At 48.2% G+C, this 26809-nt stretch carries 30 protein-coding genes, 1 pseudogene and 1 other annotated feature; of the genes and pseudogenes, 7 read left to right on the top strand and 24 right to left on the bottom strand.

Translation table 11 applies throughout. The features are described from left to right. Positions 1 to 27: 27 nt before the first annotated feature. The 6 genes from spoIIIAE to PSHG_RS14700 all read right to left on the bottom strand — a co-directional run bounded on the left by spoIIIAE (position 28) and on the right by PSHG_RS14700 (position 3803). Positions 28 to 1230 carry a stage III sporulation protein AE gene (gene spoIIIAE, locus PSHG_RS14675; RefSeq protein WP_010274061.1) on the bottom strand — a complete coding sequence of 401 codons (1203 nt, stop codon included), beginning with the start codon at positions 1228 to 1230 and terminating at the stop codon, positions 28 to 30. Positions 1231 to 1263: 33 nt separating this feature from the next. Next, on the bottom strand, positions 1264 to 1653 hold the full coding sequence (gene spoIIIAD / locus PSHG_RS14680) for a stage III sporulation protein AD (protein WP_026021388.1): 390 nt from the start codon (positions 1651 to 1653) through the stop codon (positions 1264 to 1266). A gap of 9 nt (positions 1654 to 1662) precedes the next feature. Further along, positions 1663 to 1866 carry a stage III sporulation protein AC gene (spoIIIAC, locus tag PSHG_RS14685; RefSeq protein ID WP_010274064.1) on the bottom strand — a complete coding sequence of 68 codons (204 nt, stop codon included), beginning with the start codon at positions 1864 to 1866 and terminating at the stop codon, positions 1663 to 1665. An 82-nt stretch (positions 1867 to 1948) separates the two neighbouring features. Continuing rightward, the gene (gene spoIIIAB / locus PSHG_RS14690; RefSeq protein WP_010274066.1) at positions 1949 to 2467 is read right to left on the bottom strand and encodes a stage III sporulation protein SpoIIIAB; all 519 of its coding nucleotides are present in this window, start codon (positions 2465 to 2467) and stop codon (positions 1949 to 1951) included. Between the two features lie 19 nt (positions 2468 to 2486). Further along, positions 2487 to 3467, bottom strand: coding sequence for a stage III sporulation protein AA (gene spoIIIAA / locus PSHG_RS14695; protein WP_010274069.1), 981 nt, complete (start codon positions 3465 to 3467; stop codon positions 2487 to 2489). Between the two features lie 69 nt (positions 3468 to 3536). Further along, positions 3537 to 3803: a YqhV family protein gene (locus PSHG_RS14700; RefSeq protein ID WP_010274071.1), complete on the bottom strand. Its 267-nt coding sequence runs from the start codon at positions 3801 to 3803 to the stop codon at positions 3537 to 3539. A 201-nt stretch (positions 3804 to 4004) separates the two neighbouring features. On the opposite strand from PSHG_RS14700, the gene comA reads away from it, so the two are divergent. Then, positions 4005 to 4802, top strand: coding sequence for a phosphosulfolactate synthase (comA, locus tag PSHG_RS14705; RefSeq protein WP_010274073.1), 798 nt, complete (start codon positions 4005 to 4007; stop codon positions 4800 to 4802). A 69-nt stretch (positions 4803 to 4871) separates the two neighbouring features. Then, a complete protein-coding gene (locus PSHG_RS14710) occupies positions 4872 to 5336 on the top strand; it encodes a DUF441 domain-containing protein (protein WP_010274074.1) in 465 nt (154 codons plus the stop codon). Between the two features lie 53 nt (positions 5337 to 5389). Here PSHG_RS14710 and PSHG_RS14715 read toward each other — a convergent pair whose 3' ends face one another. From PSHG_RS14715 to aroQ, 4 genes are all read right to left on the bottom strand, one after another. After that, the gene (locus PSHG_RS14715) at positions 5390 to 6646 is read right to left on the bottom strand and encodes an aspartate kinase (RefSeq protein ID WP_010274075.1); all 1257 of its coding nucleotides are present in this window, start codon (positions 6644 to 6646) and stop codon (positions 5390 to 5392) included. 203 nt (positions 6647 to 6849) lie between these two features. Further along, complete coding sequence (efp, locus tag PSHG_RS14720) at positions 6850 to 7407, bottom strand: elongation factor P (protein ID WP_010274076.1); 558 nt, start codon at positions 7405 to 7407, stop codon at positions 6850 to 6852. Between the two features lie 105 nt (positions 7408 to 7512). Beyond that, a complete protein-coding gene (locus PSHG_RS14725; protein WP_010274078.1) occupies positions 7513 to 8592 on the bottom strand; it encodes a M24 family metallopeptidase in 1080 nt (359 codons plus the stop codon). A gap of 6 nt (positions 8593 to 8598) precedes the next feature. Beyond that, positions 8599 to 9045: a type II 3-dehydroquinate dehydratase gene (gene aroQ / locus PSHG_RS14730; protein ID WP_010274081.1), complete on the bottom strand. Its 447-nt coding sequence runs from the start codon at positions 9043 to 9045 to the stop codon at positions 8599 to 8601. Positions 9046 to 9254: 209 nt separating this feature from the next. Here aroQ and PSHG_RS14735 point away from each other — a divergent pair, with 209 nt between their 5' ends. Both PSHG_RS14735 and PSHG_RS14740 read left to right on the top strand, forming a co-directional pair. After that, positions 9255 to 10202 carry a DUF1385 domain-containing protein gene (locus PSHG_RS14735; protein WP_010274083.1) on the top strand — a complete coding sequence of 316 codons (948 nt, stop codon included), beginning with the start codon at positions 9255 to 9257 and terminating at the stop codon, positions 10200 to 10202. 25 nt (positions 10203 to 10227) lie between these two features. Further along, on the top strand, positions 10228 to 10530 hold the full coding sequence (locus tag PSHG_RS14740) for a hypothetical protein (protein WP_026021389.1): 303 nt from the start codon (positions 10228 to 10230) through the stop codon (positions 10528 to 10530). A gap of 35 nt (positions 10531 to 10565) precedes the next feature. On the opposite strand, the gene PSHG_RS14745 is transcribed toward PSHG_RS14740, so the two are convergent. From PSHG_RS14745 to mntR, 3 genes and pseudogenes are all read right to left on the bottom strand, one after another. Further along, positions 10566 to 11549 carry a patatin-like phospholipase family protein gene (locus PSHG_RS14745; protein WP_010274086.1) on the bottom strand — a complete coding sequence of 328 codons (984 nt, stop codon included), beginning with the start codon at positions 11547 to 11549 and terminating at the stop codon, positions 10566 to 10568. A gap of 114 nt (positions 11550 to 11663) precedes the next feature. Beyond that, a pseudogene (locus PSHG_RS30570) lies at positions 11664 to 11780 on the bottom strand (transposase); the annotation flags it as partial. Positions 11781 to 12181: 401 nt separating this feature from the next. Then, positions 12182 to 12604, bottom strand: coding sequence for a transcriptional regulator MntR (gene mntR, locus PSHG_RS14750; protein ID WP_010274087.1), 423 nt, complete (start codon positions 12602 to 12604; stop codon positions 12182 to 12184). Between the two features lie 301 nt (positions 12605 to 12905). On the opposite strand from mntR, the gene splB reads away from it, so the two are divergent. Further along, on the top strand, positions 12906 to 13964 hold the full coding sequence (splB, locus tag PSHG_RS14755) for a spore photoproduct lyase (RefSeq protein ID WP_010274088.1): 1059 nt from the start codon (positions 12906 to 12908) through the stop codon (positions 13962 to 13964). A 41-nt stretch (positions 13965 to 14005) separates the two neighbouring features. Here the strand turns inward: splB and PSHG_RS14760 are convergent, their stop codons facing one another. The 5 genes from PSHG_RS14760 to yidD form a co-directional block, all read right to left on the bottom strand. Beyond that, on the bottom strand, positions 14006 to 14812 hold the full coding sequence (locus tag PSHG_RS14760) for a metal ABC transporter permease (protein ID WP_010274090.1): 807 nt from the start codon (positions 14810 to 14812) through the stop codon (positions 14006 to 14008). 63 nt (positions 14813 to 14875) lie between these two features. Beyond that, positions 14876 to 15706, bottom strand: a complete 831-nt coding sequence (locus PSHG_RS14765) for a metal ABC transporter ATP-binding protein (RefSeq protein WP_010274092.1) — start codon at positions 15704 to 15706, stop codon at positions 14876 to 14878. A gap of 264 nt (positions 15707 to 15970) precedes the next feature. Further along, entirely contained in the window at positions 15971 to 17230 is a 1260-nt protein-coding gene (locus PSHG_RS14770) for a metal ABC transporter solute-binding protein, Zn/Mn family (RefSeq protein ID WP_010274094.1), read from the bottom strand. A 309-nt stretch (positions 17231 to 17539) separates the two neighbouring features. Then, a complete protein-coding gene (gene metG / locus PSHG_RS14775; RefSeq protein ID WP_010274096.1) occupies positions 17540 to 19567 on the bottom strand; it encodes a methionine--tRNA ligase in 2028 nt (675 codons plus the stop codon). A gap of 95 nt (positions 19568 to 19662) precedes the next feature. Further along, positions 19663 to 19916: a binding site (T-box leader), on the bottom strand. A 42-nt stretch (positions 19917 to 19958) separates the two neighbouring features. Further along, on the bottom strand, positions 19959 to 20207 hold the full coding sequence (gene yidD, locus PSHG_RS14785; protein ID WP_010274103.1) for a membrane protein insertion efficiency factor YidD: 249 nt from the start codon (positions 20205 to 20207) through the stop codon (positions 19959 to 19961). A gap of 217 nt (positions 20208 to 20424) precedes the next feature. Between yidD and PSHG_RS14790 the strand changes: the two genes are divergently transcribed. Together PSHG_RS14790 and PSHG_RS27710 are read left to right on the top strand one after the other, a co-directional pair. Continuing rightward, positions 20425 to 20622: a hypothetical protein gene (locus PSHG_RS14790; RefSeq protein ID WP_010274104.1), complete on the top strand. Its 198-nt coding sequence runs from the start codon at positions 20425 to 20427 to the stop codon at positions 20620 to 20622. A 68-nt stretch (positions 20623 to 20690) separates the two neighbouring features. After that, positions 20691 to 21350 carry a phosphatase PAP2 family protein gene (locus PSHG_RS27710; RefSeq protein ID WP_010274105.1) on the top strand — a complete coding sequence of 220 codons (660 nt, stop codon included), beginning with the start codon at positions 20691 to 20693 and terminating at the stop codon, positions 21348 to 21350. A 27-nt stretch (positions 21351 to 21377) separates the two neighbouring features. Here the strand turns inward: PSHG_RS27710 and PSHG_RS14800 are convergent, their stop codons facing one another. The 6 genes from PSHG_RS14800 to PSHG_RS14825 form a co-directional block, all read right to left on the bottom strand. Continuing rightward, entirely contained in the window at positions 21378 to 21974 is a 597-nt protein-coding gene (locus PSHG_RS14800) for a rhomboid family intramembrane serine protease (RefSeq protein WP_235782069.1), read from the bottom strand. A gap of 62 nt (positions 21975 to 22036) precedes the next feature. Continuing rightward, positions 22037 to 22519 (bottom strand): NUDIX domain-containing protein, encoded by a 483-nt coding sequence (locus PSHG_RS14805; RefSeq protein ID WP_010274109.1) that lies wholly within the window; start codon positions 22517 to 22519, stop codon positions 22037 to 22039. Between the two features lie 83 nt (positions 22520 to 22602). After that, on the bottom strand, positions 22603 to 22800 hold the full coding sequence (locus tag PSHG_RS14810; RefSeq protein ID WP_010274111.1) for a germination protein GerC: 198 nt from the start codon (positions 22798 to 22800) through the stop codon (positions 22603 to 22605). After that, complete coding sequence (locus PSHG_RS27715) at positions 22797 to 23738, bottom strand: Ger(x)C family spore germination protein (RefSeq protein WP_010274112.1); 942 nt, start codon at positions 23736 to 23738, stop codon at positions 22797 to 22799. The genes PSHG_RS14810 and PSHG_RS27715 overlap by 4 nt, the downstream gene beginning before the upstream one ends. Positions 23739 to 23762: 24 nt before the next feature. Next, complete coding sequence (locus PSHG_RS27720; RefSeq protein WP_010274114.1) at positions 23763 to 24983, bottom strand: GerAB/ArcD/ProY family transporter; 1221 nt, start codon at positions 24981 to 24983, stop codon at positions 23763 to 23765. Next, entirely contained in the window at positions 24934 to 26607 is a 1674-nt protein-coding gene (locus PSHG_RS14825; protein ID WP_010274116.1) for a spore germination protein, read from the bottom strand. Before PSHG_RS14825 ends, PSHG_RS27720 begins: the two co-directional genes overlap by 50 nt. Between the last annotated feature and the right edge of the window lie 202 nt (positions 26608 to 26809).

The raw sequence follows: 26809 nt of genomic DNA on the forward strand, positions 1-26809 counted from the left end.
CGCCATCCCCTCCAAGATAAGATCTCGCTACCGCATCATGACCGTAACATTGGCAGCGGTAATCATCACCGTTATCGCCAGGAAGAACATCAGACTGACTACAGCCATTGCCGCAAATATATAGATCATGCTTTTCCCGATCGTTTGCAAACAGCTGACTATCGGACTGTCACCTAGCGGCTGCAGGACTGCTGAGGACAAGAGATAAATAAAGGCCAGAGTCAAAATCTTCACAGCCGGAAAAGCGCAAAGCAGAACCAGAATGACGACTCCTACAAGACCGATCGCGTTCTTCACCAGCAGCGAGGCGCCGATTACGGTATCGGAAGCATCCGCGAACAGTCTGCCCACCACCGGAATAAAATTACCGGTAATGTATTTGGCTGTACGGAGAGTTACGCCGTCGGTAACACCTCCGGTAATGCCTTGGACTGACACGACACCGAGAAATACGGTGACGAAAAAACCAAGAACCCCTACACTCACCTTGCGGATCAAATTAGCCAGTTGAGTCAATTTATACTTATCGGAAAGCGAGCTGACGATATGCAGAACAACGGAAAAGAACAATAGAGGAAACACAACAACGTAAATCGCAGTACCCGTCGTGTGAATCATGAACACAATGAGCGGGTGCAAGATGGATACGGTAGCCAGATTCCCCATGGAGGCGAGCAGTGTCATAAGCAGCGGAACAACCGCAACCATGAAATGGATCATATTCGTTATGGCCGTTTTAGCATAACCGATCGCAACGCTAAAGCTGTTAATCGCAATTACAATCATAACCATGTAAGTAATTGCAAAAGCGATTTTGCTCACACTGCTTTTTTCAAATGCGCTCTGCATCGTTTCGAGTATCATGCTGAATACCGTTAGCATGACGATCGTCAGCATCAGCTTTCCGTTGAGCAGCACTTCGTGCATAAAGTAGGAAAGCAAGCCCTTCATGACACCGGAAAAGCTGAAGCCCTGATTGCCAGGTACCAACTGCTCGATAAAGCCAGGTGTTTGTCCTTCCGGAAAAAATCCTCCGTATTCTTTCATAAGATTTTCCCAGAACTGCTCCACCTTATCTGTAGGCAGATGCTCCGCTTGCTCGCGAATGAGAATATCAGCCGGACTGGCCGGAGAAGCTGATACTGCTAGGACCACTGCAGGACCCAGCATGTACAGCAGTATAGCCAGTCCTACAATTATGGTCTTGGCCAGCGAGTTGCTACGGATCATCTTTCATCAGCTCCTGTTTGTTAAACAACCGCATCAAGTGGGCAGCAAGTTGACAACCGTCTCGATAATAACCGAGATTATTGGAATCGCCATGACCATAATTAGAATTTTTCCAGACAGCTCAATCTTGGCGGCAATCGATTCCTGTCCTGCATCTCTGACTGCTTGTGCACCGAATTCTGCAATGTAGGCAATGCCTATAATCTTAAGAATCGTTTTAAGAAACACCGGGTCAATCCCGGATTTCGTTGCTAGATCAGACAGGACATCAATGACATCCGAAATTTTGCCAAGCAAAAACAGAAAGATGACGATTCCGGTAAACACGGCTAGCAAAAAGGCAAATAGCGGCATTTGCTGTTTGAGAACCAGAATCAGAATGGTAGCAAGCAGCCCCAAACCGACAATTTGAATAATCTCCACCGCACTCACCTACTGAAACAGGAATATCGTCTTGATCTCCTTAAACAGCTCATTGAGCATACTGACAACCATAAACAGGACTACGACAAAACCTATTACAGTTACCCAATGCGCCATGTCCTCTTTACCCATTTGTTTCAAAACGGTATGAATCATGGCAATAATAATGCCAATCCCCGCTATTTGAAATATCGCGTTAACATCCACGTTCATAAGCGGCACCTCTTTTTTTGCTCCAACAACCTGTCCGATGGATGAATAATTACTTTAACTAGGACTCGTGCTGCTGCGATGGCTAAACCATGATGATGACAATCAGTGCGCCTGCCAATAACCCCAGGCTTTTCCACATCCCGGCATACTTTTGCTGAGCGGTACTGGCTTTCTGTTCCTCGGCCTGCAGATGGGTTACAGCCAGCCTGATATGCTTCTGCTGGTCATCGCGGTCCGAAATTCCTAGAGAACATCCGAGCCGCTCCAGTACTTCACGCTCGCCCGTTTTCATGGAAGTATCCGCCCACACTGTTTCTACAGCCCGCGCCCAGCATTCTTCTGCTGTCCTGCCCTGATCCGATTCGAGCCGGCCGGCGGCCTCTTGAAATAAGGCGGCAATAGCGGGGGAGAATGGCCTTCCCGCTGACTGCAAAGCGTCAGACAAGGGGGTAAATCCATACACAATTTCCGTCTCCAGCCGCTGCAAAGCCTGGATCAGTTCACGGATTTGTTTAGGTCTCCGAGAAAGCTGAAGCGACTGGCGGAAGCCGAACATTGTTGAGGCAAAAAGGATCAGCACCGCCCCCAGTACGTTAAGCATTCATTCCCTCCCCCTTCCGCTATCTGCCGCTTGTCCCTGCAGCCGCAGCTAGCGTCAGAGCTGATCCCGATTCATCAAACGCTGCAGCAACCCGCACTTTATCCTGCAATTTTCGCAGCACAATGTATCTTGAAAACGCCCTTGATTCGTAAAGAGTGCGCAAGCCGGGGCGCTTCTCAATATCACCGAGACTGGCCGCATGGGCGGTAGCCAGCACTTGAATTCCTGCATGAATCGCTTCATGAACCGCAGCAGCGTCCTCGTCTCTACCCAGTTCATCAACAATCAGCACTTCTGGTGACATGGAACGAATCATCATCATCATGCCTTCCGCTTTAGGACAATGGTCAAGCACATCCGTGCGCGGACCGACATCGAAGGTGGGCACTCCTTTGACGCAAGCGGCAATTTCCGACCGCTCATCAATGATTCCGACTTTTCTGCCGGGGACACGGATTTGCCCACAAGTATAGCCGCCGCTGATAGATCGCGCCAAATCGCGGAGCATCGTTGTTTTGCCGTGCTGCGGCGGCGATACCAGAAGAATGGATCCGCCCCTGGCATCGGAAAGCAGCGGCAGCAGCTGCGACGCGCAGCCCGTTCTTTCCCTGGCTATGCGAATATTAAAGCTGCTGATCTCCCGAAGCAGCTTTACCTGCCCCTGCTCCAAAACAGTCCGGCCGGCTAGTCCGACCCTATGCCCGCCGCTAATCGTGATGAAGCCTCTCTTCAGCTCCTCTTCATAGGAGTAGACGGAATGATTGGTCAACAAATCGAGGAGCTTGGCGCAATCTTCCGAGGTTGGATGATAAGCCTTGCCAGGCTCGTCTGTCACCGTGCCATCGGCTGTCAGAAAGCGGGACCTCCCTCTGCTGATTATCTCCAAAGGACGATTCTGGCGGATTCTAAGCTCCTCCAATTCGCTAAGCTCGGCGGCAGATAGCTGTCTGATCACAAGTTTTAAATGGTGAGAGAGTACGGAAAGCACTGACTCTATCATTTTTTCCGCCTCCAAAGTTGTCCAGTGTCTACAAACATACTTATGCTTGGCTATAAAAAATATGCTAGTTCACTTCTTCAGAATGCCAATAAAAATACAAGAAACTCCAACGATAATCCAAGCGAATTTGCCCAGAGAGATTTTATCTGCGATGCCTACCAGACCGATGGTTGTCGTAGTTAATAGAACTAGCGGCCCCACCACGGCCAAGCCGGTATTGACCATTAAGGCCTTATCTACCTGATTCAATCTTAAAATCCAGATCGCCGCCAAAATTTCCAGTGTTCCGGAAATAACCCTCAGTGCGGCCATACTAAGAATGATTTTGCTGAACATACCATCCCCCCCCAAAAAGCTAGTCTTGTACTGCATTTACTTTACTGTATGCGGGCTAGTCTCTTTTTAGCATGGAGGGAACCGCCGCCCATTTACATGCATACCATAAACAGATCAGTATTTGCCCAGCTTACAGCATGCCTACCTACGATCAGCATGTGGGATTTTTTAAAAAAATTTTTAGCGAGGAGATTGTTCATTATGGAAGCCGTTACCTACCAAGGATGGCCGGCCGAGCTTGCCGATCCCAGCGGCCGGCGGGCAGCCAAGCCGAGACTTAAAGGCAAAACGATGATTATTGACAAAGGAATAGGCCTCTATCGATTTGAAGATTTGCTGGTTACCGCGGCTGAACATATAGATATGATCAAACTCGGTTTCGGAACATCAGCGCTATACCCTCCGCCCGTTTTAAGGAAAAAAATAGAGCTGGCCCGAGCCTTCGATGTGGATATTTATCCGGGAGGCACCTTTTTGGAGGTAGCACTTGCCAAGGGTTCCTTGGATTCTTTCTTTTCTATGGTGCGCAACCTCGGGTTCAATGCTGTGGAAATTTCCGATGGAACGATTGACATCGACCGCAAAACAAGGAACGAATTGCTTGAAAGAGCCTCGCAGCATGAGCTTAAAGCTTACACCGAATACGGCAAGAAAAGCCGCGGATTTGAAATTTCGTTGGATGATCTGGTAGAAACGGTAGAAGAGGATTTAAGTCTGGGGGCAGAGCTTGTCACGATTGAAGGAAGGGAATCCGGCGAAGGTGTGGGCATCTTTAATGAAACCGGGGAGTGCCGCGATGACTATATCGAACAGGTGGTTCAACGGCTGCCTTTTGTCGATATGCTGCTCTGGGAAGCCCCCCAAACCAGCCAGCAAGTGCATTTGCTGAAAAAATTAGGTTCAGACATTAATCTTGGCAATATTGCGCCAGATGAGGTGCTCTCTTTGGAAGCACTCCGCCGCGGGCTGCGCTCCGACACACTGGAGCCAGGAGTATAAGCCGTTCTACTCAAGCCTCTTTTGCCATAGACTCTAACAACAACACCTATGGACAAGGGGTTAACAAATATGAATGGTAATGTTATTCTCGTCATCTTAATCATCGTCGGGCTGATCGGCCGCTCGCATATTATTACAACGGCATCCTGTATATTGCTTGTTGTCAAGCTGGTCCATCTCGAGCGTTATTTGCCCGGCATTGAACGTCGTGGCTTGGAGCTTGGCCTGCTATTTTTGACTATGGCGGTGCTCGTCCCGTTTGCCAGCGAGAAAATCAGCTGGAAGGAGGTGACGGGAGTGTTTACTTCCTGGCCCGGGCTGCTTGCTTTGGCGGGCGGAGCTTTAGCTACCTATATGAACGGAAAAGGGCTGGATTTATTAAAAATAGACCCACAAATGATTGTGGGTCTGGTCATCGGTTCGATCATCGGAATTGTATTTTTTCGCGGTATTCCCGTCGGCCCTCTGATGGCTGCCGGGATTACTGCTGTTTTGTTAAAGGTGTTTACTTATATCGCAAACCGGCTGGGCTAGCTCTCCGTACCCTAGCTCGCCATATCCTAACCGCGGCCTTAACGCCTTCTCGGCTAGCGGCGTTCTGCCGGACCTCCGACAAACGCTTGGACATCCGTATCCAGGCCGTAAGCAGTATGAAGGGCTTGAATCACTTCGTTCAAACGGGAGCTGTCAATGACACAAGACATTTTAATCTCGGAAGTGCTGACCATGTTAATGCTGACTCCGAGTGCTGAGATCGTTTCAAACATCTTGGCGGCTACACCGGGATTGCTGACCATTCCCGCACCCACAATCGACACCTTAACCAGATTTCCTTCGGAAACCGCTTCACGGAAGCCGATATCCGGCTGAATCCGGGAGATGACTTCCATCGCCCGCTCACTGTCGAAGGAAGAGACCGTAAAAGAAGTATCTGCGGCTCCGTCCATCACCCCGCTCTGAACAATAATATCCACGTCAATGCCTTCTTCTGCCAAGGCGGAGAATACTTTGGCCAGCTGGCCTACTTTCTCGGGCACTCCCAATATGCTGATGCGCGAGACGTTCTTGTCATAAGCGATTCCCCGCACGACGATTCCTTGTTCCATCTGTGCTTCCTCCTTCACAAAGGTTCCTTCATTATTCGTAAAGCTGGATCTGACCACTAATGGCACCTGGTAATGCTTGGCGTATTCCACTGCTCTTGGATGCAGAACGGCCGCCCCCAGATGAGCAAGCTCCAGCATTTCATCGTAAGAGATTTCGTTCAGTTTACGAGCAACCTTGACTACGCGCGGATCGGTAGAGTAAATTCCGTCCACATCCGTATAGATCTCGCACAAATCCGCTTTGATCGCGGCTGCCAGAGCAACCGCAGTCGTATCCGAACCGCCTCTGCCTAGCGTAGTGATTTGTCCCTCTTCAGACATTCCCTGGAAGCCGGCCACGATAACGATGTTCCCCTGCTCGAGCGCGAACTGGATCCTCTCCGGTTGAATATCCTTAATTCTGGCCTTGCCGTGGACAGGCTCAGTCAGCATTCCCGCCTGCCATCCTGTATAAGAAATGGCCGGTTCACCTAGTGATTGAATGGCCATAGATAACAAAGCAATCGAGATTTGCTCTCCGGTAGTTAACAGCATATCCATCTCGCGATCCGGCCGCTTGCCAGGCATGATTTGTTCAGCCAGATCGATCAATTCGTCCGTAGTATCGCCCATAGCGGAAACGACGACAACGCACTGGTGCCCCTGTTTTTTCTTCTCTACAATTCTTGAGGCTACACGCTTCATTCTCTCGGCATCCCCGACCGAACTTCCGCCAAACTTCATAACAATTAATGACACCGTTTCTCACACTCCCCCAAAAAAGCTTTGACAGTTCAACATTATAGCATATTCCACTGCAGTTGTAACAAATTCCTGCTTCTGCGCTGAAAACCTGCATCCTTTAAATAAAAAAGCCCTCACCCGTCAACATCCATGCAGGTGAAGGCTAGATCAGCTTGTGGATCACAGGCCGCAAAAAGAGATAGTCCCGATAAGCGGCTCTATGCTCTGGAAATGTATTTGCCGTCACGAGTATCTATGGTCAGGACATCCCCTTCATTAATAAAGAGAGGGACCTGAACTGTCAGCCCGGATTCGAGAGTCGCACTCTTCGTAGCGCCCGTGGCCGTATTTCCTTTAATTCCCGGCTCGGTTTCCGTTACTTTTAAATCTACACTATTAGGAAGGTTAATGCCCAAAATTTCCCCCTGGTAGCTAACGATATGAACAAGCATATTTTCCTTCAGGAATTTCAGTTCCCATTCCAATTGGGAAGAAGGCAGCGTAAATTGATCGTAGGTTTCGGTATCCATAAAGGTATGCTCCGAACCAGCCGAGTACAGATATTGAGTTTCCCGGTTCTCGACATGAGCTCGTCCGACGTTCTCACCTGCACGAAAGGTTTTCTCCACCAGGTTGCCATTGCGCAAATTTTTCAGCTTGGAGCGAACAAAGGCAGCTCCTTTTCCCGGCTTTACGTGCTGGAAATCGACAACGGAAAACAATTCGTTATCCACTACAATTGTTAAACCTGTTTTAAAATCGTTCACTGAAATCATAAATAATATCCTCCTTAATGTTCGTAACCGCTAGAAGTGTGAAAACCTAATGTCTGTTAGTTGGGGCAGGCCCGACAACTAGCAGGAATTACTATGGCGCTGCCGCTATAATATCAGCAGCTGTTTATCCGACCAGGTCAGTCGCTCCGCTCCGCTGTCAGTGATCAGCACGTCATCCTCAATCCGAACCCCGCCAACACCCGGCAAATAAATGCCCGGCTCCACGGTAACGACCATTCCCGGCTGCAGGATTGTGGAGGAATTCATGCTCAAACGCGGGTCCTCATGTATTTCCATACCGAGTCCGTGTCCAGTAGAATGACCGAAGTGCTCCCCGTACCCGGCTTTGACAATGCGGTCACGCGCCAATGCATCCGCCTCCCGGCCTGTCATTCCCGGCTTCAGGTTCTCGAGCGCATATTGTTGGGCATCCAATACAATGGCATAGATTTCCTTCAATATATCCGGAGGCGTACCCAGGCTGACCGTCCTTGTAATATCGGAGCAATACCCTTTCCAGTAGGCTCCGAAGTCGAGCGTAACCAGTTCACCTGTCCCCAGCAGGCGCTCACTGGCTACTCCATGCGGAAGTGCCGACCTCTCCCCCGAAGCAACGATAGTATCAAAAGAAGTCGAGATAGCACCGGACTTGCGCACATACATTTCAATTTCCAGCGCAATATCCCTCTCGGCCACTCCCGGTTTAAGGAACGATTGAATATGGCTGAAGGTTCGGTCCACTAATTCGGCCGCCTCCCGGATAACCGTTATTTCGGAATCGTCCTTGATGATTCTCAGCGTTTCCACCAAGCCTTGGACTGGCACCCATTCTACAGAGGTTAGCTGACTGCTCCACTGTGCATATTGGGCATAGGAGATGTGTTCCTGCTCAAACGCAAGCTTTGTAAGCTTCGCAGCAGACAAGTATTGCCCCAAATGCTCCATCAGCCGGTTGCTAAAATCCACAATTTCGAAATCCGGTGCTTGCTCGGATGCCTGGGTTGTGTAACGGAAATCAGTCAGAAGCACCGCCCGCTCCTCGGTGACCAGCACATAGCCGGCGCTCCCGGTAAAGCCGCTTATGTACTTTCGGTTAATGGGGGAGGTAATAAGCAGTGCAGGCACCTCTTGACGCTGCATCTGTTCACGCAAGCGCATCAAGCGGTTGCTGCTGTTAGTCGTCATGACGGATCACCTGGCTTTCTCATGGAAATGTTGATGAAGAGCCAGCAAGCCAAGCTCATAACCATATGCGCCTAAGCCGCATATTTGGCCAATGGCTACTGGAGCTATTACGGAAACTTCGCGGAACGGCTCACGCTTGTGAATGTTAGACAAGTGAACTTCAACCACAGGCAAATTCACTGCAGCTATCGCATCGCGAATCGCATAACTGTAATGAGTAAAGGCACCCGGATTAAACAAGATTCCATCATGCTTGCCATATGCGGCATGAATCCGGTCGATAAGCTCGCCCTCATGGTTGGACTGGAAAGCTTCCAGCTGAAGTCCGAGCTGTGCTGCCTTCGTCTTTACATTCTGCTCAATCTGAGCAAGTGTTACCGCACCATATACACCCGGCTCACGGATTCCCAGCATATTCAGATTAGGTCCGTTCAATAACAAAATAGATTTCATATTTACGTATCCCCACCAGTTTATGCCTTCATAACTTAGACATTTTACCATATAATAAGCGGGTTTGAGAATAGCTTTTGCCCGCTTTTCCCTAGGGCAATCGTGCTCCTTCCCTAGTATGCGCCTTTTCTGCTGATGTAAACAGTGGCTTTCCTATAGGATTTCCGATAGAATAGAAAAAAAGATTACCAACTTGAGAAGGTGAATGGATGTCATCACAAAAAGATTTAAAGCTCTATGGGGGACAGGCTGTCATGGAAGGGGTTATGTTTGCCGGCAAGACAGTCCATGTTACAGCCGTACGCAGAAAAAACAACGAGTTATCCTTTCTGGAGGTTCCACGCGAGGAAGAGGCCCGCTGGCTTCAAATTGCGAAAAAGATTCCTTTTCTCCGGGGAATTGTAGCGATTCTGCAGTCGTCCATCAATGGAACCCGTCATCTTAATTTTTCAGCTGAAGTTTACGCGGAGGAAGAGGGCGGCGAAGAGGAGAAGGCTAAGGAGGATGCCAAGCCAACCCTCGGCGAAAGGATGACGCTTGTCTTGGGTCTAGCTTTTGTTGCGGTTCTCTCCTTTGTATTCGGCAAGCTGGTCTTCACGGTGGTCCCGGCTGTGATCGAGCATGCCTTGTTTGGAAGTTTGTTCGAGAATCAAATCCTCCACAATATAATAGAAGGAATTATTAAAATTATATTTTTGGTGGCTTACATTTACTTTTTATCGTTAACCCCGGTTATCCGCAGACTGTTTCAATATCACGGAGCCGAGCATAAGGTTATTAGCGCTTATGAAGCCGGTGTCCCTTTAACTGTAGAAAATGTGCAAAAGTTCAGCACTCTGCATTACCGCTGCGGCAGCAGTTTTATGGTTTTGACCGTCCTTATTGGCGTCGTCATATACTCTTTCATGACCTATGATACTTTATGGGACCGGGTATGGCAGAGAATCATTCTGCTTCCAGTCGTCATCGGGGTATCTTATGAAGCGCTTCGTGTGACGAATGCCATGCGTGACGTTCCCTTGCTGAAATATTTGGGCTATCCGGGATTATGGCTGCAGCTGCTGACAACCAAGAAGCCGACCGATGACCAGGTAGAGGTTTCCCTCGCATCATTCAACCGGATGCGGGAAATTGACGAGCAATCTCTCAAAAGTTAACTGTCCTGAAGAAAGGGGAACGCTGATGAGAAGTCGATTCTCAATCGCCATGTATGTCATTATTGCGCTCTTCATAATCGGAGTGTTAACCAGTCTGTTTAGAAACCCTGGGCAGTTTTTGCTTCCTGTCATTCTGTTTGCCGTTATTTTTTATTTGTACAAATTTCCGCCTTCCTGGCTGCGACAGGCAGTCCGCCGTGGCGGCGGACGCTTCACTCCCCCGCCCCCTGCCAAACGAACCAAACCAGCCAAGCGCAGAAAGACGCCCTTTCGGGTAATCCCCGGAAACAAGCGGGACCCGGATGATGAGCCGCCCCGCTACCATTAACTAACGCTGGGCCATTAACCTGGCTGCGACTTTAATCAACGCTCTGCCATTGCCCTGGCTGCGACCTTCATGGCTTTACACTTTTCCAGATAGCTTTCGTAAGACCATTTATCCAAAAACTTAGCTGCAGCTTTTTGGCCTGCCTCGTAGAGAGCCAGGCTTTTTTCTTTGGATAAATCAAATTCTGTCGTATGAACATCCAGCGTAGGAATCTTAATCGTACGAAACGCCTTGTGCTCCTCTATGTAGCGTTCATCGTGGGCATCCATCATCGTTGAAAACAAGGCTTGCAGCATCGTTAACGGGCCGATAATTTTATTGCCTTCGTGCCCCCCTCTACCTACTAATTGAAAGCCCAAGGTAGGCAAAGGTCTCGCCCCCTGTTCCCAGCGCTGTTTTTGATCAAAGATCCATAATGGAAAGTTGCTTAACAATCCCCCATCGACAATATGCACAAACTGATCGGAAAAAGACTCACCTTTGCGTCTGGGAGCATTTTTGCGGATGATGACCGGTTCGAAAAAGTAAGGAATACTGGTGCTCATCCTGACAGCTTTCGCCACCGTCAAGTGCTCCGGCTGGATGCCATAGCGGGCGATATCATCAGGAAGAACCAGCAGACGTCCCATCGTAATGTCAGAAGCAATAATTTTCAATTGCCCTTTACGGAGGTCACCGAATGTCCGGATCCCTTTCGCCAGCAAAAGCTTGTAAATCCATTGCTCCAGTTCCTCTCCGGCATACAGTCCCTTTTTAATAAACAGCCGGAAGACCGGACCTACCCATTTGACCTGATGAATCCAGCTCTTTTTCAGGAACCGCTGAAACGGAGTGTTCATGATAATGGTTTTCATATCATTCCCTGTATAACCGGCAGCCAACAAAGAAGCAACTATTGAGCCGGAGGAAGTACCGGCTACCTGGTGAAAATCCACCCCTCTTTTTTCGGCTTCGCTAACCGCCCCCGCCAGGCCAATGGCCTTCACTCCACCGCCTTCAAATACTGCATTCACCCGCATAGCCAGCCTGCCTCCCTGCTCATTTTTCACTTTGTTGTTAAGCTGAAATCGTTCTTATATTTATGAGCAAAGGGAATGTCCTTATGTGGTTATAAATAAATTTAACTTGGGCAATCGGGCAAATAAGTCTTTGGAAAACTTCCCGTCCCGCATTCTGGGGACACGCAGGGTCAACTTGCCAATACGGGTACTGAGCTGATGAGGGTACGTCCCACATCGACCCCGCTTTTTCCTGAAAAAGCCGATGCACAAATAAGGTTGGACGGGAATACCACATTCATTCCGGTCCAACCTCAATAGCCAGGTGCTTATTAAGAGCCCTAGTTTTCCATTCCAGAGCCTAAGAACTCCCGCATACATTCCGCACCCGCTCGCTCTGCGGGGCGATTGTACGTGACACGACATGCCCTAATTTCTTTCAAGGGTCCAGGAACTCGTGACACCTCACATGCTCCTTTGTTTCTTTCCCAGCTCCTAGAAACTTACGAGACTATCCTTTGTTTCCTTCCCAAGGCCTAGAAACTTACGAGACTGTCCTTTGTTTTCGTCAATTCCAGGCCTTGGCACTTTTGAACAGCCTTAGTTTTCAGCATATTTGTTATGACTTGTCCCCTATGAGATAACGAAAATGGTTATTCTGATTCAAGTTCACTGCGGATTTTGCGTAATTGCTCTAGTGCTTCCGGATGGCGATGAAAGTATTCCACCAGCGTTTCGATACATGTTATGGAATCCCAGCTCAAATGATGCTCTATCCCTTCAACGTCACTGTAGATATTCTCCTCCTGCACTCCAATAACCGTTAAAAAATCTTCAAGCAAATGGTGCCGATCCATTAAGCGTTTCCCCATCTTTTTCCCTTTGGGAGTAAGAATGAGTCCGCGGTATTTCTCATAAATCAGATAGTTGTCTTTATCCAGCTTCTGAATCATTTTCGTGACCGAGGAAGGATGGACTTCCAACCCTTCAGCAATATCGGATACCCGGGCGTATCCTTTTTCATCTATTAATTTGTATATTCTTTCCAAATAATCTTCCATACTGGGTGTAGCCATCCGGTTCCCTCCTAAAGATTAGCCTTACACATAACCGTAGACGGAAAAAACATCTCCGCCAGGCGAACTCGCGACAATTCTTCTCGTGCTCCGTTCTTATGTACTCTAGTTATGATAACTAATTAAACCGGTCAAAGCAAGCATTAGCCTTGTGTGACAAGGAATTAAAGAAAATTTACCAGACTTTCGGGAAGGCGTCCGAGGAATCCTAACTGTATGAATTTAAAATCACAACTGCCTTTACTAATATTAGCAGCCAAGGCTCACGTTTATTATTAATTACCAGGAGGAACCTCAACCTATGGTCACCCAAACTGCTCCTTCTCCAAGAACAACAAAGGTGTTTAAACCCGAGCTTGTTTATTTTGAGCCATCCGCTCTCGATTATCCCAAAGGTCAGAAAATTATGGAGTGGGCCAAAAAAGAAGGTCTGCCCATTCGCATGACCAGCTCGCATAACCGCATTACCAATCTCCCCGGAGAGACCGATTTACAAAAATATCGCATGGCCAAAAATACGCTGGTCGTTGGTTTGCGCAAAACATTAACCTTTGATCAATCGAAGCCGTCTGCCGAATACGCTATCCCTATTGCAACTGGATGCATGGCGCACTGCCATTACTGCTATCTGCAAACCACCCTGGGTGCAAAGCCCTACATCCGTGTGTATGTAAACATGGACGATATTCTTCAATCGGCGAAACGATATATAGATGAACGGGCTCCGGAGATCACCCGGTTTGAAGCGGCTTGTACTTCAGATCCGTTAGGCCTGGAGCATATCAGCGGATCTTTAGCGGAGCTGATCACGTTTATGGCAGATGAGCCCTACGGCCGCTTGAGATTTGTCAGTAAATTTCATCACGTTGAGCCGATTCTCGGCTTGAAGCACAATGGACATACACGAGTAAGATTCAGTGTGAATGCCGATTATGTTATCCGCAATTTCGAGCCGGGGACATCTACCTTTAACGAACGAATTGAAGCCGCTGGGAAGATTGCCCGCGCCGGCTATCCGCTGGGCTTCATCATTGCCCCAATCCTGTGGCACGAAGGCTGGGAAGAAGGATATACCGAGCTATTGGCCAAGATCAAGCAGTCTCTTCCCCAGGAAGCTCTTTCTGATCTTACCTTTGAATTAATCCAGCACCGCTATACCAAAACAGCGAAAAAAGTCATTTTACAGCGCTATCCTAAAACAAAGCTGGAGATGGATGAAGAAAAACGGAAATACAAATGGGGCCGCTGGGGCCAGGGCAAGTATGTGTACCCCGACGAACAAGCGACCGCACTTAGAGAGCATATTACGGAACAAATATTTGAGCACTTCCCGGAAGCGACAATCGACTATTTTACTTAAATTTCTAGATCACTGCCAGCTTAGGGACTGTGCTTGGTTTTTTAAACCGAGCGCCGTCCCATCCGCAAGAGAAGCATTGCGATCAGAATGACGATTTGCAGCAGCACAATGGAAGAGCCTGGAGCCAGATTCCAGACACCAGCCGCAGTCAGCCCCGCAATGACAGCTATTTCAGAGAAAATCACCGCCATAATAACGGAATTTTTAAAGCTGCGGGCTACAGCTAGACTGGCGGCCACCGGGATCGTTAGCAGCGAAGATACGAGCAACGCTCCCACTATTTGAATGGAGATACTTATGACAAGCGCTGTCAGCATTGTGATCAGGATGTTGTAAAACTTCACGGGAAGTCCGCTGACTGCGGCTGCTTCTTCGTCAAAAAACATGAGAAACAGCTCTTTGAAATTAATCAGTACGACCGCTGCAATAATGAAGGAAACGATGACCACCAGCAGCAAGTCGAAACGATCCAAGGTATAAATGCTGCCGAACAAATAGCTGGTTACACGCTCATTAAATCCCCTGCCCAACGTAAACAAAAAAGTGGCCAGTGCAATTCCGCCTGACATGATAATGGCAATAGACAGCTCCGCGTACGTTTTATAGGCCTTTCTGAACCACTCAATTGCGAAAGAAGCCAACAGCGCTACCAAGAGCCCCACAAAGAATGGATATATATTGATTAAAAAGCCTAAGGCAACCCCTGCTATGGAAACGTGAGACAGTGCATCACCAATCATCGATAAGCGTCTCAACACAAGAAAAATGCCCATCAATGGGGCCGTAATTCCAATAATCATTCCCCCAAGGAGAGCCCTTTGAAAAAAAGGTTCAAGAAAAATGTCCACAAGCTCGCCTCTTCCTGCTTCTGCATTTGCATTAATTCGAACGGGTCTACCCGACACCCGTCATTATTTCATCTTAATTAGTTCGTTCTCATCTAATAGCCCTGGCCTGCTTCCATTTTGTTCGGCGGCCTGTTGTTGATCGGCTAATGCATGCACGAGCCCCGGAACCTCACAATCCTCCGGATTATGGGTATGGCGAATATAAAAGTTTAATTTCCCGGCTTGGTAAGCTGCTTCGGAGCCAAGGTATGACTGCATCATTTCCATATCATGGGAGACCATGAGGAAGGTGATATCATGACGCTCATGCATGTGTCGAATCAGCTGAATAAAGCTGTCCTGAGTCTGCCTGTCTATTCCGACAGTAGGCTCGTCAAGAATGAGCAGATCCGGCCGGTTAATAAAGGCTCTCGCCAAAAAAGCCCTTTGCTGCTGTCCCCCGGAGAGCTGTCCGATTTTACGGTCAGCCAAATCAGCAATATTCATTGTTCTCAGAGCCTCGTCACACTTTTGATGATCCTGCTTAGTCAAGCGTTTAAAGAGCTTCTTGCGGCCATATAAGCCGGACAGCACAACTTCCTTAACCGTAGCCGGAAACAGCGGGTTAAATGAATTAGTTTGCGGTACATAACCAATTCTTTCCCAGTCTTTAAATTGCGACAATGGCTCGCCAAACAGCTTGATTTGGCCGCTCGAAGGCTTAATGAGGCCGACGATCATTTTTAGTAGCGTCGTTTTTCCCGCACCGTTAGCCCCCACTATCCCGACAAAGTCTCTCTGCTGGATTTGCAGATCCAAATTGCGGATAACTTCGTTCCGGTTGTAAGCAAACGTCAACTGGCTGATTTCAACGACGTTATCATGACACGGGCTTCTATCCACTGCTGTAACCATAACGAAAACCCCTTTATTTTACGCCTGATGGGACAGCAGCTTCACCTTTCGCGAAGCAGCTGTCCCATGCATAATATCCGCATACTGCAGATTAAGTATAATATACAACTTCTTTATTGTACAAATGAAGCTTCTGCATTTGGGGTAAATCCGGGTGGCCGGACCAAGCGGCCAGCCTTAACTCAAAGCTGTCTGCCCTTCTCTTTTCCTGCAGCATTAGAGAAAACAGTTAGGGCAGCCCGGAATCCGCAATGCAAAACTGCTTTACTTCAAAGCGTAAATCAGGTTCTCCAAATTTTGCTCCATGATGGAAAAATAATCTTCTCCAGCTTCCATTTGCTTAGGGGTCAAGCCTTCAAGAGGATTGAGCACCCGTGTTTCTACCCCTGCATCGTTGGCTAATGTTTTGGCCAAGGAGTCGGATAACAATTCCTCGAAGAATATAACTTTGATCCCGTTATCCTGAACATGGCGTCGGATTCTCATCATGTCTTGCGCGGTGGGCTCTGCGTCTGGTGAAATGCCCATAATGGAGATTTGCTCCAAATTGTACTCATGAGCCAAATAGCCGAAAGCTTGATGAGTAACTACTATCTCCCGGCGGGTAACATCCTTAAGAGATTCCTGGAATTTGGCATGCAGCTGGTCAAACCGCTCCGCCAGTTCATTATAGTTGGCCTCATAATCGGCTTGATTCGCCGGGTCAACGGCTACCAATGCGTTCTTGATCTTCTCAGCCATTTCCTTGGCATGAACCGGACTTAGCCACAAATGCGGGTCAAATTCATAGTCATGAGAATGTCCATGATGATCGTGTCCGGAATGGTCTTCCTCGTGCTCGTGCCCCTCGTGGTCATGATCCGCGTGGCCTTCCTCGTGCTCATGCCCCTCGTGGTCATGATCCGCGTGGCCTTCCTCGTGCTCATGACCCTCGTGATCATGATCCGCGTGGCCTTCCTCATGCTCATGCCCCTCGTGGTCATGATCCGCATGGCCTTCCTCGTGCTCATGCCCTTCATGATCGTGATCCGCGTGGCCTTCCTCGTGCTCATGCCCTTCATGATCGTGATCCGCGTGGCCTTCCTCGTGCTCATGCCCTTCATGATCGTGATCCGCGTGGCCTTCGCCAGGAATTCGAGCAATCCCTTCACTCGCCTCTACTACCATAACTTCAGAGCCATCCAGTGTTTTCATGACAGAATCCACCCACACCTCGAAATCGTTGCCTTGATAAATAAATAAGTCCGCATTTCGAATTGTAGTAATATCCCGGCTTTTAGGTGTCCAATCATGAGGCTCTACACCAGCTGGTACGAGCATCGTCATGTTGACATGATCTCCGCCAATTTTGGAAGCAAAATCATACAGCGGATAAAAGCTGGTGACCACCTCTACCAAGCCTTCCGCAGATTCAGCAGGACCTTCATTCTCCGCTGGATTGCTATTGCTGCCGCAGCCGGCAAGTATCACCACCGAAATGATAGCTATAAAAAAAGAAAGTTTTAAGGCAGGGTTCTTCTTCATTGTCATTATGTTCTCCTTTGTAAATCGTAATTATGTTAATTTACAAAATTGATTATACGAGTCCTCTTCTCTGATTGTCAATGCAAATCATAAAATTTACTATTTGAGTTTTTACCTTTCTAATGCGGAACCAATAAAACTGCTTCAATAATTGCCCCTCAAACAAACAGAGTTTTCCGGTGTTAGCCAATCTTTTTTTCCGTACCTGGAAGGTTGCAAAAAGGACGGTTGCATAAAGTCAAGATCCCTCTAATGTAAAAAGCTAGCCTCCCGCTTGGAAAGCTAGCTTCACCTTTCATTGCCATCACTTTATTTGACTAATGCCCCATTCGGCATATCCTGTGGCACCGTAGCCAGCGTCAGCTGATCCCCTTCAGATGCAGCCAGAATCATCCCCTGTGAAAGCTCTCCCCGCAGTTTAACCGGCTTCAGATTGGTCACACAGATCACTTTGCGTCCAACCAGCTGGTCCGGAGTATAGTACTTAGCAATTCCCGAGACAACCTGGCGCTGCTCATATCCTAAATCCAGCTGCAGCTTAAGCAATTTATCGGCTTTTTGGACCGGCTCACAAGCAAGTACCTGCGCAACCCGAAGCTCCACCTTGGCAAAATCGTCTATGCCGATCTCTTCTTTGCTTTCAGCAGGTTTGGAAGGCTGGTCCGGCTTATCCGGTGCGGCAGTATTCTCTTCAGGCTTGTCCGCCGTTTGAGCGGCTTGGCCTCCCCCCATCTGCTGCACAATGTAGGCGATCTCCTCCGCCGCATCGAGTCTCGGAAATATCGCTTCCCCTTTGAAAATCCGGGTCCCTACCGGCAAAGTACCGAATGACCGCAAGCTGTCCCAAGAGGTCAGCTCCCCTTGTTCGATTCCGAGCTGCTCCCAAATTTTTGCCGGGGCTTGCGTCAAGAACGGCTGCAGCATGATGGAGACGATCCTCAGCGTTTCTGCCAAATGATACATGACCGATCCCAGGATTGCATGGTTAGCCGGATCTTTGTACAGGATCCACGGCTGGGTTTCATCGATATATTTGTTAGTGCGGCTGACCAGCTGCCAAATCGTCGACAGAGCTACGGAGAACTCCATATTTTCCATAGCTTGCTCCATCTTGCTCACCGTACTGCCGATCAATTCCTGCAGGGAGTGGTCAAACTCCGTCGCTCCGGTCTCGTAAGCTGGAATTTCGCCATTAAAATATTTTTGAATCATGGCGATGGTGCGGTTGAGCAGATTGCCCAAATCATTGGCCAGATCAAAGTTGACACGCTCAACGAAATTTTCCGGGGTAAAGGTTCCATCTGCGCCGAAAGGAACTTCCCGCAGCAAATAATAACGCAAAGCATCCAAGCCATATCGGTCGATCAGCATGACCGGATTTACTACGTTGCCCTTGGACTTGGACATTTTGCCATCCTTCATCAGCAGCCAGCCGTGAGCAAACACCTTTTTGGGCAGCGGCAGCTCAAGCGCCATCAGCATAATTGGCCAGTAGATCGTATGGAACCGGACAATCTCCTTGCCGACCAAATGCACATCCGCCGGCCAGTAGCGGTCGTATTTGCTTTGATCCGGAGAGCCGTAACCGAGTGCGGTAATGTAATTGCTCAGTGCATCGATCCACACATAGATGACATGCTCCGGGTTGCCCGGCACCTTAATCCCCCAATCAAATGTGCTTCTTGATACAGCCAGATCCTCCAGCCCCGGCTTGATAAAGTTGTTAATCATCTCATTTTTGCGAGATTCCGGCTGAATGAATTCCGGATTCTCCTCGTAAAATTTCAACAGGCGGTCCGCATATTTACTCATTCTGAAAAAGTAGGATTGCTCCCTTACTTTTTGCACAGGGTGACCGCTATCCGGACTTTTTCCGCCTATTACGACACCGTCTGCATTGCGCTCGACATCAACCAGCTGACGCTCCAGGTAAAAGGTTTCGTCCGGTACCGAGTACCAGCCCTCGTAAGTGCCAAGATAAATATCTCCCTGATCCAGCAGCCTTTGGAAAATTCCTTCTACCGATTTCTTATGGCGTTCCTCCGTTGTGCGGATAAAGTCGTCATAGGAAATATCCAGCTTGTCCCACAGCTCCCGGATACCCGCGACAATTTCATCAACGAATTGCTGCGGCTCTACCCCTTTTTCCTTAGCCTTGGTCTCGATCTTCTGTCCATGCTCATCCGTGCCAGTCAAAAACATGACGTCGTAGCCGCGCAATCTTTTATAGCGGGACATGGCGTCGCCGGCTACCGTCGTATAGGCATGTCCAATATGAAGCTTGTCGCTTGGGTAATAAATAGGTGTTGTTAGATAAAAGGTTTTCCTTTCACTCATCATCCTCATCCTCCTGAATATTGTTCATCAGCTTCAATAAGGGCGGTTCCTTCTCCCGTTAGGTATAAAGCCATATGCAAAAAAGCTCTCGTCCATCTTGGGACGAGAGCCGACAGCTCACGCGGTACCACCCAGGTTTCACCGAATTCTCACGAATTCGGGCTCAGCAGTCTTATGTACAGACCTGCCCCTTAACGCGGGATACGTCACTCCCTTACCTTAAGCCTGGCCAGGCTCGAAAGCGAATTCTCCAGGACCATCTTCCTAGGTGTGCCTATACCGGTTTTCAGCTCACTCCGGCTCTCTGCAATAGGCAGCTTCCAAGTACTTATCCCTTCATCGAATATAGATGTATAGTTAACCAAAATATACCTAACCGAAAGAGCTTCTGTCAAGCTTCAGAGCTTTTCCTCCGTGTGGAATTAGCGGCTGGAGGCACAGGATCAATCCCCCCGGGATGAAACGGGTGACACTTGCATATTCGCTTTATGCTGAGCAAGCTCCCTTTCCAGGCTCCATGGTTCTCTATACTCTCAAGAGCATATTGGGAACAGGTGGGATAGAAGCGGCAGGTCGGGGGCTTTAAAGGCGAAATGAACTTTCGGTAAAAAAGCACAGGTGCTTTCAAAACGGTTCTCATCATACGGGTGCCCCCTCTCTTCGTAGCTGGTATACTATTGACTGAACTGTTTTATCAATGATTATTCCCATAATGCCGTATTTTAAAGCTATCGTCAACCGGTCAACCGGCGCGTGCATCACAATTGAAATAATAAGCGCCTTTAGTTTAAGCTGCTCCCCTTTCGTTCATCCTACTGATAGGGTAATTTAACATGACAAAAAGGAGAACTAGCAATATGGAAACGCACAAACTAAAGGGCGCAATCCGCCGGCTTCGTGACAAGCAGGCAGTACCCCGTTTATCCTTTTACCGGATGGTCAAAGGTCCCGAATTTGCAGAGCTTCATCGTTTCTATGAAGAAGGCATAGGAATACAGTCCCAAATCGAGTTCGAAGCCTTGCTCGCCAAGCTGGAGCAGACCTATTGTCCGTAGATCTCCAACACGCGCATCCTGAGATTTTGATCCCATCATCTCAAAACTGAATTTATAGGAGAGCTTGTATGAAATCTGGCAGCAATCGCCGCTCATCTTTTTGGTTTCTAGCCGCAGTATTAGTCATTGCGTTCCTAGTTGTTCAATTTCTCATTCTGGCACATGGTGTTCAAACTAATGCAGTTCTGGAAATCGATACCAGGTTAATGAAGTGGGCACGCTCCATTACGCATCCTGGCTTAACGGATATCATGCTGTTTATAACGTGGCTAGGGGATATAGAGGTTTTGACCGCTATCGCCATTACGGTTATCGCCATCCTGCTATTAAAACGTCATTGGCTGGAGTCAGTGTACTTTTGCTGCACGGCCGCACTAACCCCTATCTTTAACTCGGGTCTTAAAAACTGGCTGAAGCGCGAAAGACCGGATGTAGAGAGAATCATTGAAGCCGCCGGCTTCAGCTTTCCAAGCGGACATACAATGGGAGCCATCGTGATTTATGGAATGATCGGTTGGCTGATAGGCCGTCAGCTTGCTTCTTCTCCCCGCAGGTGGGCAGTTGGCGCTGCCGCCGTGCTATTGATTGCGCTCATCGGGTACAGCCGTATTTATTTAGGCGTGCATTATCCTAGCGATATTATGGCTGGTCTGGCTGCCGGGGCAAGCCTGCTGATCATCAGCCAATTGCTGCTGCGCGGGATCCGGGGTCTCCTGGACAAGCCTTAGATGGAAGGCTGATCGATAAGAATCTTACTATCGGAGCCTTCTCATCGTCAGGGAAAAAATGGCCATTAAAGCGAAGCCGCCAATAAAACCGCCAAGATGTCCAAAGAAGCTTACTCCCGGCAGCAGCGAATAAATCAAGCCCACAATCAAAATCGTTTTAATCGTTTGGCCGGACTGGGCATCCAGCACATCCTTCCGGAAGATGGCCAGGAACAAATAAGCGGCGAACACCCCATACACTGCTCCTGAAGCCCCGGCCGAAACGGTCCGTTCGCTCATCAGCAAATAGCTGATGAGGCTTCCCGAGAATCCGCTAAGCAGATAGAATAAAAGGTAACGGAACGAGCCTATCATTCTTTCCAGCGGAGGGGCGAACACATATAAAGCAAAACAATTCATCAGCAGATGCATAAATCCAAAGTGCAAAAACATAGAGGCGAAATAACGCCACCATTCCGGTGAAAACCCGCTTAAGCGGAACATCGCACCGAAGTTGATCATGGTCGCCATATCACTTGTGGAACCCACCACTTCCATAATGATAAACAACACAATATTAATGATAAGAATTAATGAGGTAATCGGATAATACCTTATGTATTCTTTCAAGCTTTCCCTTCTCATGAAAATCACAAGATGCTCCCCCTTCCTCGGGATGCCCTGTCAGGGCTTTGAAGTCTACCCAACTAATCGCCCATTTTTTTATTCACTAAATGCACCACCGGTTGAGGTCCCGCCCGCAGTACTTCCAATATCCCTGTGGGATAGACAGGGCGGCTGCTGATTTTGTTCAAGGTCCTCCAAACCAGCTTGACGGTGGAATGCTCATTATGCCACCTTACTTGCTCCATCTTCATCTCACTGTCCTTAGCCAGCGTGCACCAATGGATAAGCGTTACATCATGTCTTTTCCGCGTATCATACTCAAATAAATTCTCGCTAATAGCTGCAAGGTCGCCTACAACATAATCCAGATTGAACTCCTCCTGCAGCTCCCTCATAATGGTTGTTCCGGCTGTTTCACCGAATTCTATAGACCCGCCGGGAAAACGGTAAAATGATTCCGATTGATCGCATTGAACCAGGACATGCGGCCCGGATGGCTTGTCGGAGAACGGGCTTTGGAACGTTTTCATGACGATCCCCTCCGCCCGGATACGTGGTTTCATCAGATGCTCCCCCTTCTAAAATTATGTTAAGCTGCTATGGACCTGCCTCCCGGCCATCCTTTATCTCCCTCTCGTTGCAAACACTACTGATTAACCATACCAATATTTCTAAGATGATATTCGTATGTTATTTGTATGTCGGCTTGCGGATACTCTTGCAGCCAATCGATCTGCTTCCATATTTTTGGGTAGAAAGCCTTAATTAGACCGCCATAGCCAATCGTATCCACCTTGAAATCATGCTGCAGTCGATCGATCAGTGTCTCGCTACGTTTATTCAATATTTCCTCCACTTTCTGTTCCAGTATACTGAACTGATCAACGGTAAACAAATTTTTTCCGTTGTTTTCTCATTCACCTGACCCTCCATCTCCATACTCGTGCGGATGACAAGTTTCCCATTATCATAACTGACTTTGTTTCGTTCACGGATCATCTCCAAGGTTAGAAAAACAAAGCCGCCATCCTCAAACTCCACCAGCAGCTCTTCTCCGTTCCTATTCTCCCTTACCCTCATCAAATCCCACGTTGGCTTTGGGCCTAACTGGCCAATCATCCGATCCTCCTTAAAAAGTGCTATGCCTGCCCACTGCACTTCATTTTTATCAATATGAAAATAATTCAAGAAAGGCTGGCGGTTCGGTGAAACTACATCAATCAAAAAATCACCCAAAATCATATTGGGAATTCTCTCCATAGAAATTCCCGATTGAAGCAGCCTCATAGTAAATACTGTGGGAATTTGCGTTAATGGCGGGGCTGCCGTGAGCAGATCGACTCCTTCACCCTTAACTACAACCGGCCATAACAATCTGCGAATATCAGGCTGACGTCTGAAGGGATCCAGAATCGGTTGAATCCCCTCTTTAGCTACAGCTTCACCTATGGCAATAATCCTCGTATGGCCAAAAAACAGCTCTTCGTTCAGACGCCTTTGCATTTTTTGGAAGCATTCATTAAGCGTTCTGCCAGTCGCGCTCACGACCTGCACCGTCTGCTTGCCATCCTTGCCTTCAGCGCCGCCTGTAGATCCCGCTACTTTAAACGGTATGGCAATTTGAATAGATACTTTGTACTGCTTAGGATTGTCCGGGTCTTTGTCAACGGCTATAGCTAACGCGGCGGTTCTCTCTTCAATTTCTTTTCGATCCCAGCAACCCGTCAGACAAAGCAGAGGAAGAATAATCAATAAACAAATTATTATTTTTTTAAATCGCATAGTGCCCGCCCCTTCTTATGAATGCTAGTCCTTGGACTGGTCAAATTGCTGACTTGATGCTTCGTCCGGGTGCACGGTGATCTTCTTGCCTCGGATAACAGCAATGAACAAAAGAATTATAGGGAGAATAAAGAAAAACAAGCCTACCGTTCTGCCTATCATGGCCTGGAATTCGAACAGCCTCTTCAAGTTCGGGATGCTCATGGAAATAGAGTATATGAAAGGAAGCAGCAGGAGGCCGACCCAGCGTTGGCTGCTAACTTTAAAAACCTTCATTACGGTAGTAACGGAGGCAAAGTAATAATTACCTACTGTAGTAAACACGGCAAACACCCAAACCGCCAGAAATAGAGACTCCACTCTTTCCAGAACCGCTCCCGGCACGTCGATAGTTTTAACCAGCTCTAGCGTCGGCCAGGTTAATAAATTCAATTCATGTACGCCAAAAACGGAAATACCCGCTACCGTGATTAAGGTATACGTAAATATCGGGATGGATACACCGAATATGTTGTATTTTACCAGCTTGGAAGGCCGGGGCGTAAGGCGGTCAGAAAAAGCTAACAGTAATTCAATACCGATATAGCTGGTCGCAGAACCAAGCGTGGCTTTGAGGATTAGGCCCCAATCTACGTCAAAGAGCGGCAGCAGATGATCGAGCTTTGCGCTTTTAAACGATGATAAGGAAATGATAAGCACGGGAAACAAAATAAGAATAAGCATAAATTCGTTAACACGTGCCAACACCTCTATATCGTGAGTAACGAACATATAAGAAACGAGCAGGATTAATATAATGATCACTTCAAGCGGTGTTCTAGGAAGCAGCATGGTTGATACCACTTCGCCGAATATTCTTGCTGCGATTCCGGATACTAGCAGCCACAACAGGATGATGATGAGCGATACCGGAAAGGACAACACCCGTCCTATCCATGGATAGCGTTCACTCCCTATAATTCGCGGAAGGTATTCGGTAATGCTTTCTCCCTGGAACCGCAGCGTTAGCTTGCTAATAAAATACAAAGCAAGGATTGAAAATAAGCCTCCCCAAATCGGAGTGAGCCAACCGGCCTCATTGATTCCCCCTTCTACTGCTGTACGCGGCAAAGTGAGTACTCCTACACCAATCGCTGTACTGGCCAAGATTGAGGAGTTTTGCACTTCATTGAAGGCAAACTTCGGCGATTTCGACTCATGATTGGGTGGAGTCGTCCCGTCCAGATTGTTCCGCTGCTTTTCCATTTGAGTTCACTCCAGCCTGATCGGCCCCCTCCCTTTTCCTGTTCGCGGGTTGAAAGGAAATCGGCCTTTGTTTCATACGGTAAAGGGGTGCGCGAATAATTGTGTCTTTCAGATCTTTCAAATGCATAGGCGCAAAGGGAGCCATATAAGGAACGCCAAAAGATTTGAGTGAGCATAAATGAATGATCAGTACGATTAAAAGCAGCATGATCCCGTACAAGCCGAACACGCCAGCGGCCAGCATCATCGGAAAACGCAGCATTCTAAGGGCGATAGCTGCACTGTAGCTCGGCGAGGCAAAGGAGCCGATGGTCGTCAGAGCAACGATAATGACCATAATGGGGCTTACGATACCGGCCTGCACAGCTGCTTGTCCGACAACCAGCGCGCCAACGATTCCAATCGTTTGGCCAATTGGTCCAGGCAGCCTCACACTCGCTTCCCGCAATATTTCCATTGCTACCTCCATCAAGAAAGCCTCAACAATCGATGGAAAAGGAACGGTGGATCTTCCGGCAGCCATCGCAAACACTAGCCGGGAAGGTATCATTTCGGGGTGATAGGACGAAAAAGCGATGTAGAGAGAAGGCAGCAGCAGAGCCATAGCCATACTGATGATCCGCACTCCCCGAATTAAGGTTCCGATTAAGACACGCTCGTAGTAATCCTCCGGGCTTTGATAAAACTGCGAGAATATAGCAGGGGCAATCAGCACGAATGGAGTTCCGTCTACAAGAATAATGACCTTGCCTTCCAGCAGGTTTGCTGTGGCTTTGTCCGGCCGCTCCGTGTTCTGGATGAGAGGGAATGGCGTCCAGTGATTGTCTTCGATAAACTGCTCGATATATCCGCTCTCCAAGGCTCCGTCAATGTCGATGCCGCGGATTCGCTCCACCACCTGATCGACAATGGATTGGTCAGCCAAATTTTCAATATACATAACAGCAACATTCGTGTTGGACCGCCTGCCCACCATCAGGTTCTTAAAGCGAAGATCGGGATCCTTCAGACGAAGCCGGATTAATGCGGAGTTGGTGCGGAGGGTTTCCGTAAATCCGTCCCGCGGCCCCCTTACTACGGACTCCGTCTGCGGCTCTTCTACCCCTCTCCGGTCCCACCCCTTGGTATTGATTAGCAGAGAAGTTGCAGAATTATCCAGCAGCAATGCGGAATCTCCGGACAAAACACATTTGTAAACTTCCTGGAATGTTGTCCCTTTGTCTACCTCGCCGGAAGGCAATCCGTAGTTCTTGATCTGCAGACTCAGGTCCATCTCTTGCTCCTGATCCGTTAATTCATCCGGAAGACGCAGCTCAAACATGGAAGCACGTAAAATGAAGTGGCCAGCGGAATCAGCATTGACCAATCCATCAATATAGATTAAAGCGGCTTTCAGGTTCGGGTTTCCCTTGATTTGAAAATCCCGGATTACCAGATCATCGCTCTTTCCTATAGAATGACGGATTATCTCGAGATTGCGATCCAGCTCACGATATAGAGAGCGATTATCGGCGTCTGCAAGCTTTTGGTTAGAGTAAGCATCAATCACTCTTTGATGACGCTGCTGGCGTTTGGTGACCCATTTGGCAAACAGATTGGATCGTTCTCCTGGCTTACGGCTCACTCCTTATTCCTCCATTTGATTTTTAAGTGTTAAGGGTATTATGTTCCTGTTGTTTCCTTTTTATGAAACTAAAAAAAGAGGACAAGCCCGCGTTATTCGGGTTCTTGTCCTCTTTAAAGCTGATATTCACGCTTAGTGTTTAGCCCTTGATCTGATCGGCATATCGTTCATTTGCGGGGGGTTAGGCCGGAAGCATAATCCG

Origin of the sequence: Paenibacillus senegalensis JC66 (assembly GCF_000285515.1) — a bacterium.
Classification (GTDB): Bacteria; Bacillota; Bacilli; order Paenibacillales; family NBRC-103111; genus Paenibacillus_L; species Paenibacillus_L senegalensis.

Bases quoted from the DNA above. Each gene is read 5' to 3' on its own strand.
- spoIIIAE (WP_010274061.1), bottom strand. From the start codon at position 1,230: ATGATCCGTAGCAACTCGCTGGCCAAGACCATAATTGTAGGACTGGCT.
- spoIIIAC (WP_010274064.1), bottom strand. From the start codon at position 1,866: ATGAACGTGGATGTTAACGCGATATTTCAAATAGCGGGGATTGGCATT.
- spoIIIAB (WP_010274066.1), bottom strand. From the start codon at position 2,467: ATGCTTAACGTACTGGGGGCGGTGCTGATCCTTTTTGCCTCAACAATG.
- spoIIIAA (WP_010274069.1), bottom strand. From the start codon at position 3,467: ATGATAGAGTCAGTGCTTTCCGTACTCTCTCACCATTTAAAACTTGTG.
- PSHG_RS14700 (WP_010274071.1), bottom strand. From the start codon at position 3,803: ATGTTCAGCAAAATCATTCTTAGTATGGCCGCACTGAGGGTTATTTCC.
- comA (WP_010274073.1), top strand. From the start codon at position 4,005: ATGGAAGCCGTTACCTACCAAGGATGGCCGGCCGAGCTTGCCGATCCC.
- PSHG_RS14710 (WP_010274074.1), top strand. From the start codon at position 4,872: ATGAATGGTAATGTTATTCTCGTCATCTTAATCATCGTCGGGCTGATC.
- efp (WP_010274076.1), bottom strand. From the start codon at position 7,407: ATGATTTCAGTGAACGATTTTAAAACAGGTTTAACAATTGTAGTGGAT.
- PSHG_RS14725 (WP_010274078.1), bottom strand. From the start codon at position 8,592: ATGACGACTAACAGCAGCAACCGCTTGATGCGCTTGCGTGAACAGATG.
- aroQ (WP_010274081.1), bottom strand. From the start codon at position 9,045: ATGAAATCTATTTTGTTATTGAACGGACCTAATCTGAATATGCTGGGA.
- PSHG_RS14735 (WP_010274083.1), top strand. From the start codon at position 9,255: ATGTCATCACAAAAAGATTTAAAGCTCTATGGGGGACAGGCTGTCATG.
- PSHG_RS14740 (WP_026021389.1), top strand. From the start codon at position 10,228: ATGAGAAGTCGATTCTCAATCGCCATGTATGTCATTATTGCGCTCTTC.
- PSHG_RS14745 (WP_010274086.1), bottom strand. From the start codon at position 11,549: ATGCGGGTGAATGCAGTATTTGAAGGCGGTGGAGTGAAGGCCATTGGC.
- mntR (WP_010274087.1), bottom strand. From the start codon at position 12,604: ATGGCTACACCCAGTATGGAAGATTATTTGGAAAGAATATACAAATTA.
- splB (WP_010274088.1), top strand. From the start codon at position 12,906: ATGGTCACCCAAACTGCTCCTTCTCCAAGAACAACAAAGGTGTTTAAA.
- PSHG_RS14765 (WP_010274092.1), bottom strand. From the start codon at position 15,706: ATGGTTACAGCAGTGGATAGAAGCCCGTGTCATGATAACGTCGTTGAA.
- PSHG_RS14770 (WP_010274094.1), bottom strand. From the start codon at position 17,230: ATGAAGAAGAACCCTGCCTTAAAACTTTCTTTTTTTATAGCTATCATT.
- metG (WP_010274096.1), bottom strand. From the start codon at position 19,567: ATGAGTGAAAGGAAAACCTTTTATCTAACAACACCTATTTATTACCCA.
- yidD (WP_010274103.1), bottom strand. From the start codon at position 20,207: ATGAGAACCGTTTTGAAAGCACCTGTGCTTTTTTACCGAAAGTTCATT.
- PSHG_RS14790 (WP_010274104.1), top strand. From the start codon at position 20,425: ATGGAAACGCACAAACTAAAGGGCGCAATCCGCCGGCTTCGTGACAAG.
- PSHG_RS27710 (WP_010274105.1), top strand. From the start codon at position 20,691: ATGAAATCTGGCAGCAATCGCCGCTCATCTTTTTGGTTTCTAGCCGCA.
- PSHG_RS14800 (WP_235782069.1), bottom strand. From the start codon at position 21,974: ATGAGAAGGGAAAGCTTGAAAGAATACATAAGGTATTATCCGATTACC.
- PSHG_RS14805 (WP_010274109.1), bottom strand. From the start codon at position 22,519: ATGAAACCACGTATCCGGGCGGAGGGGATCGTCATGAAAACGTTCCAA.
- PSHG_RS27715 (WP_010274112.1), bottom strand. From the start codon at position 23,738: ATGCGATTTAAAAAAATAATAATTTGTTTATTGATTATTCTTCCTCTG.
- PSHG_RS27720 (WP_010274114.1), bottom strand. From the start codon at position 24,983: ATGGAAAAGCAGCGGAACAATCTGGACGGGACGACTCCACCCAATCAT.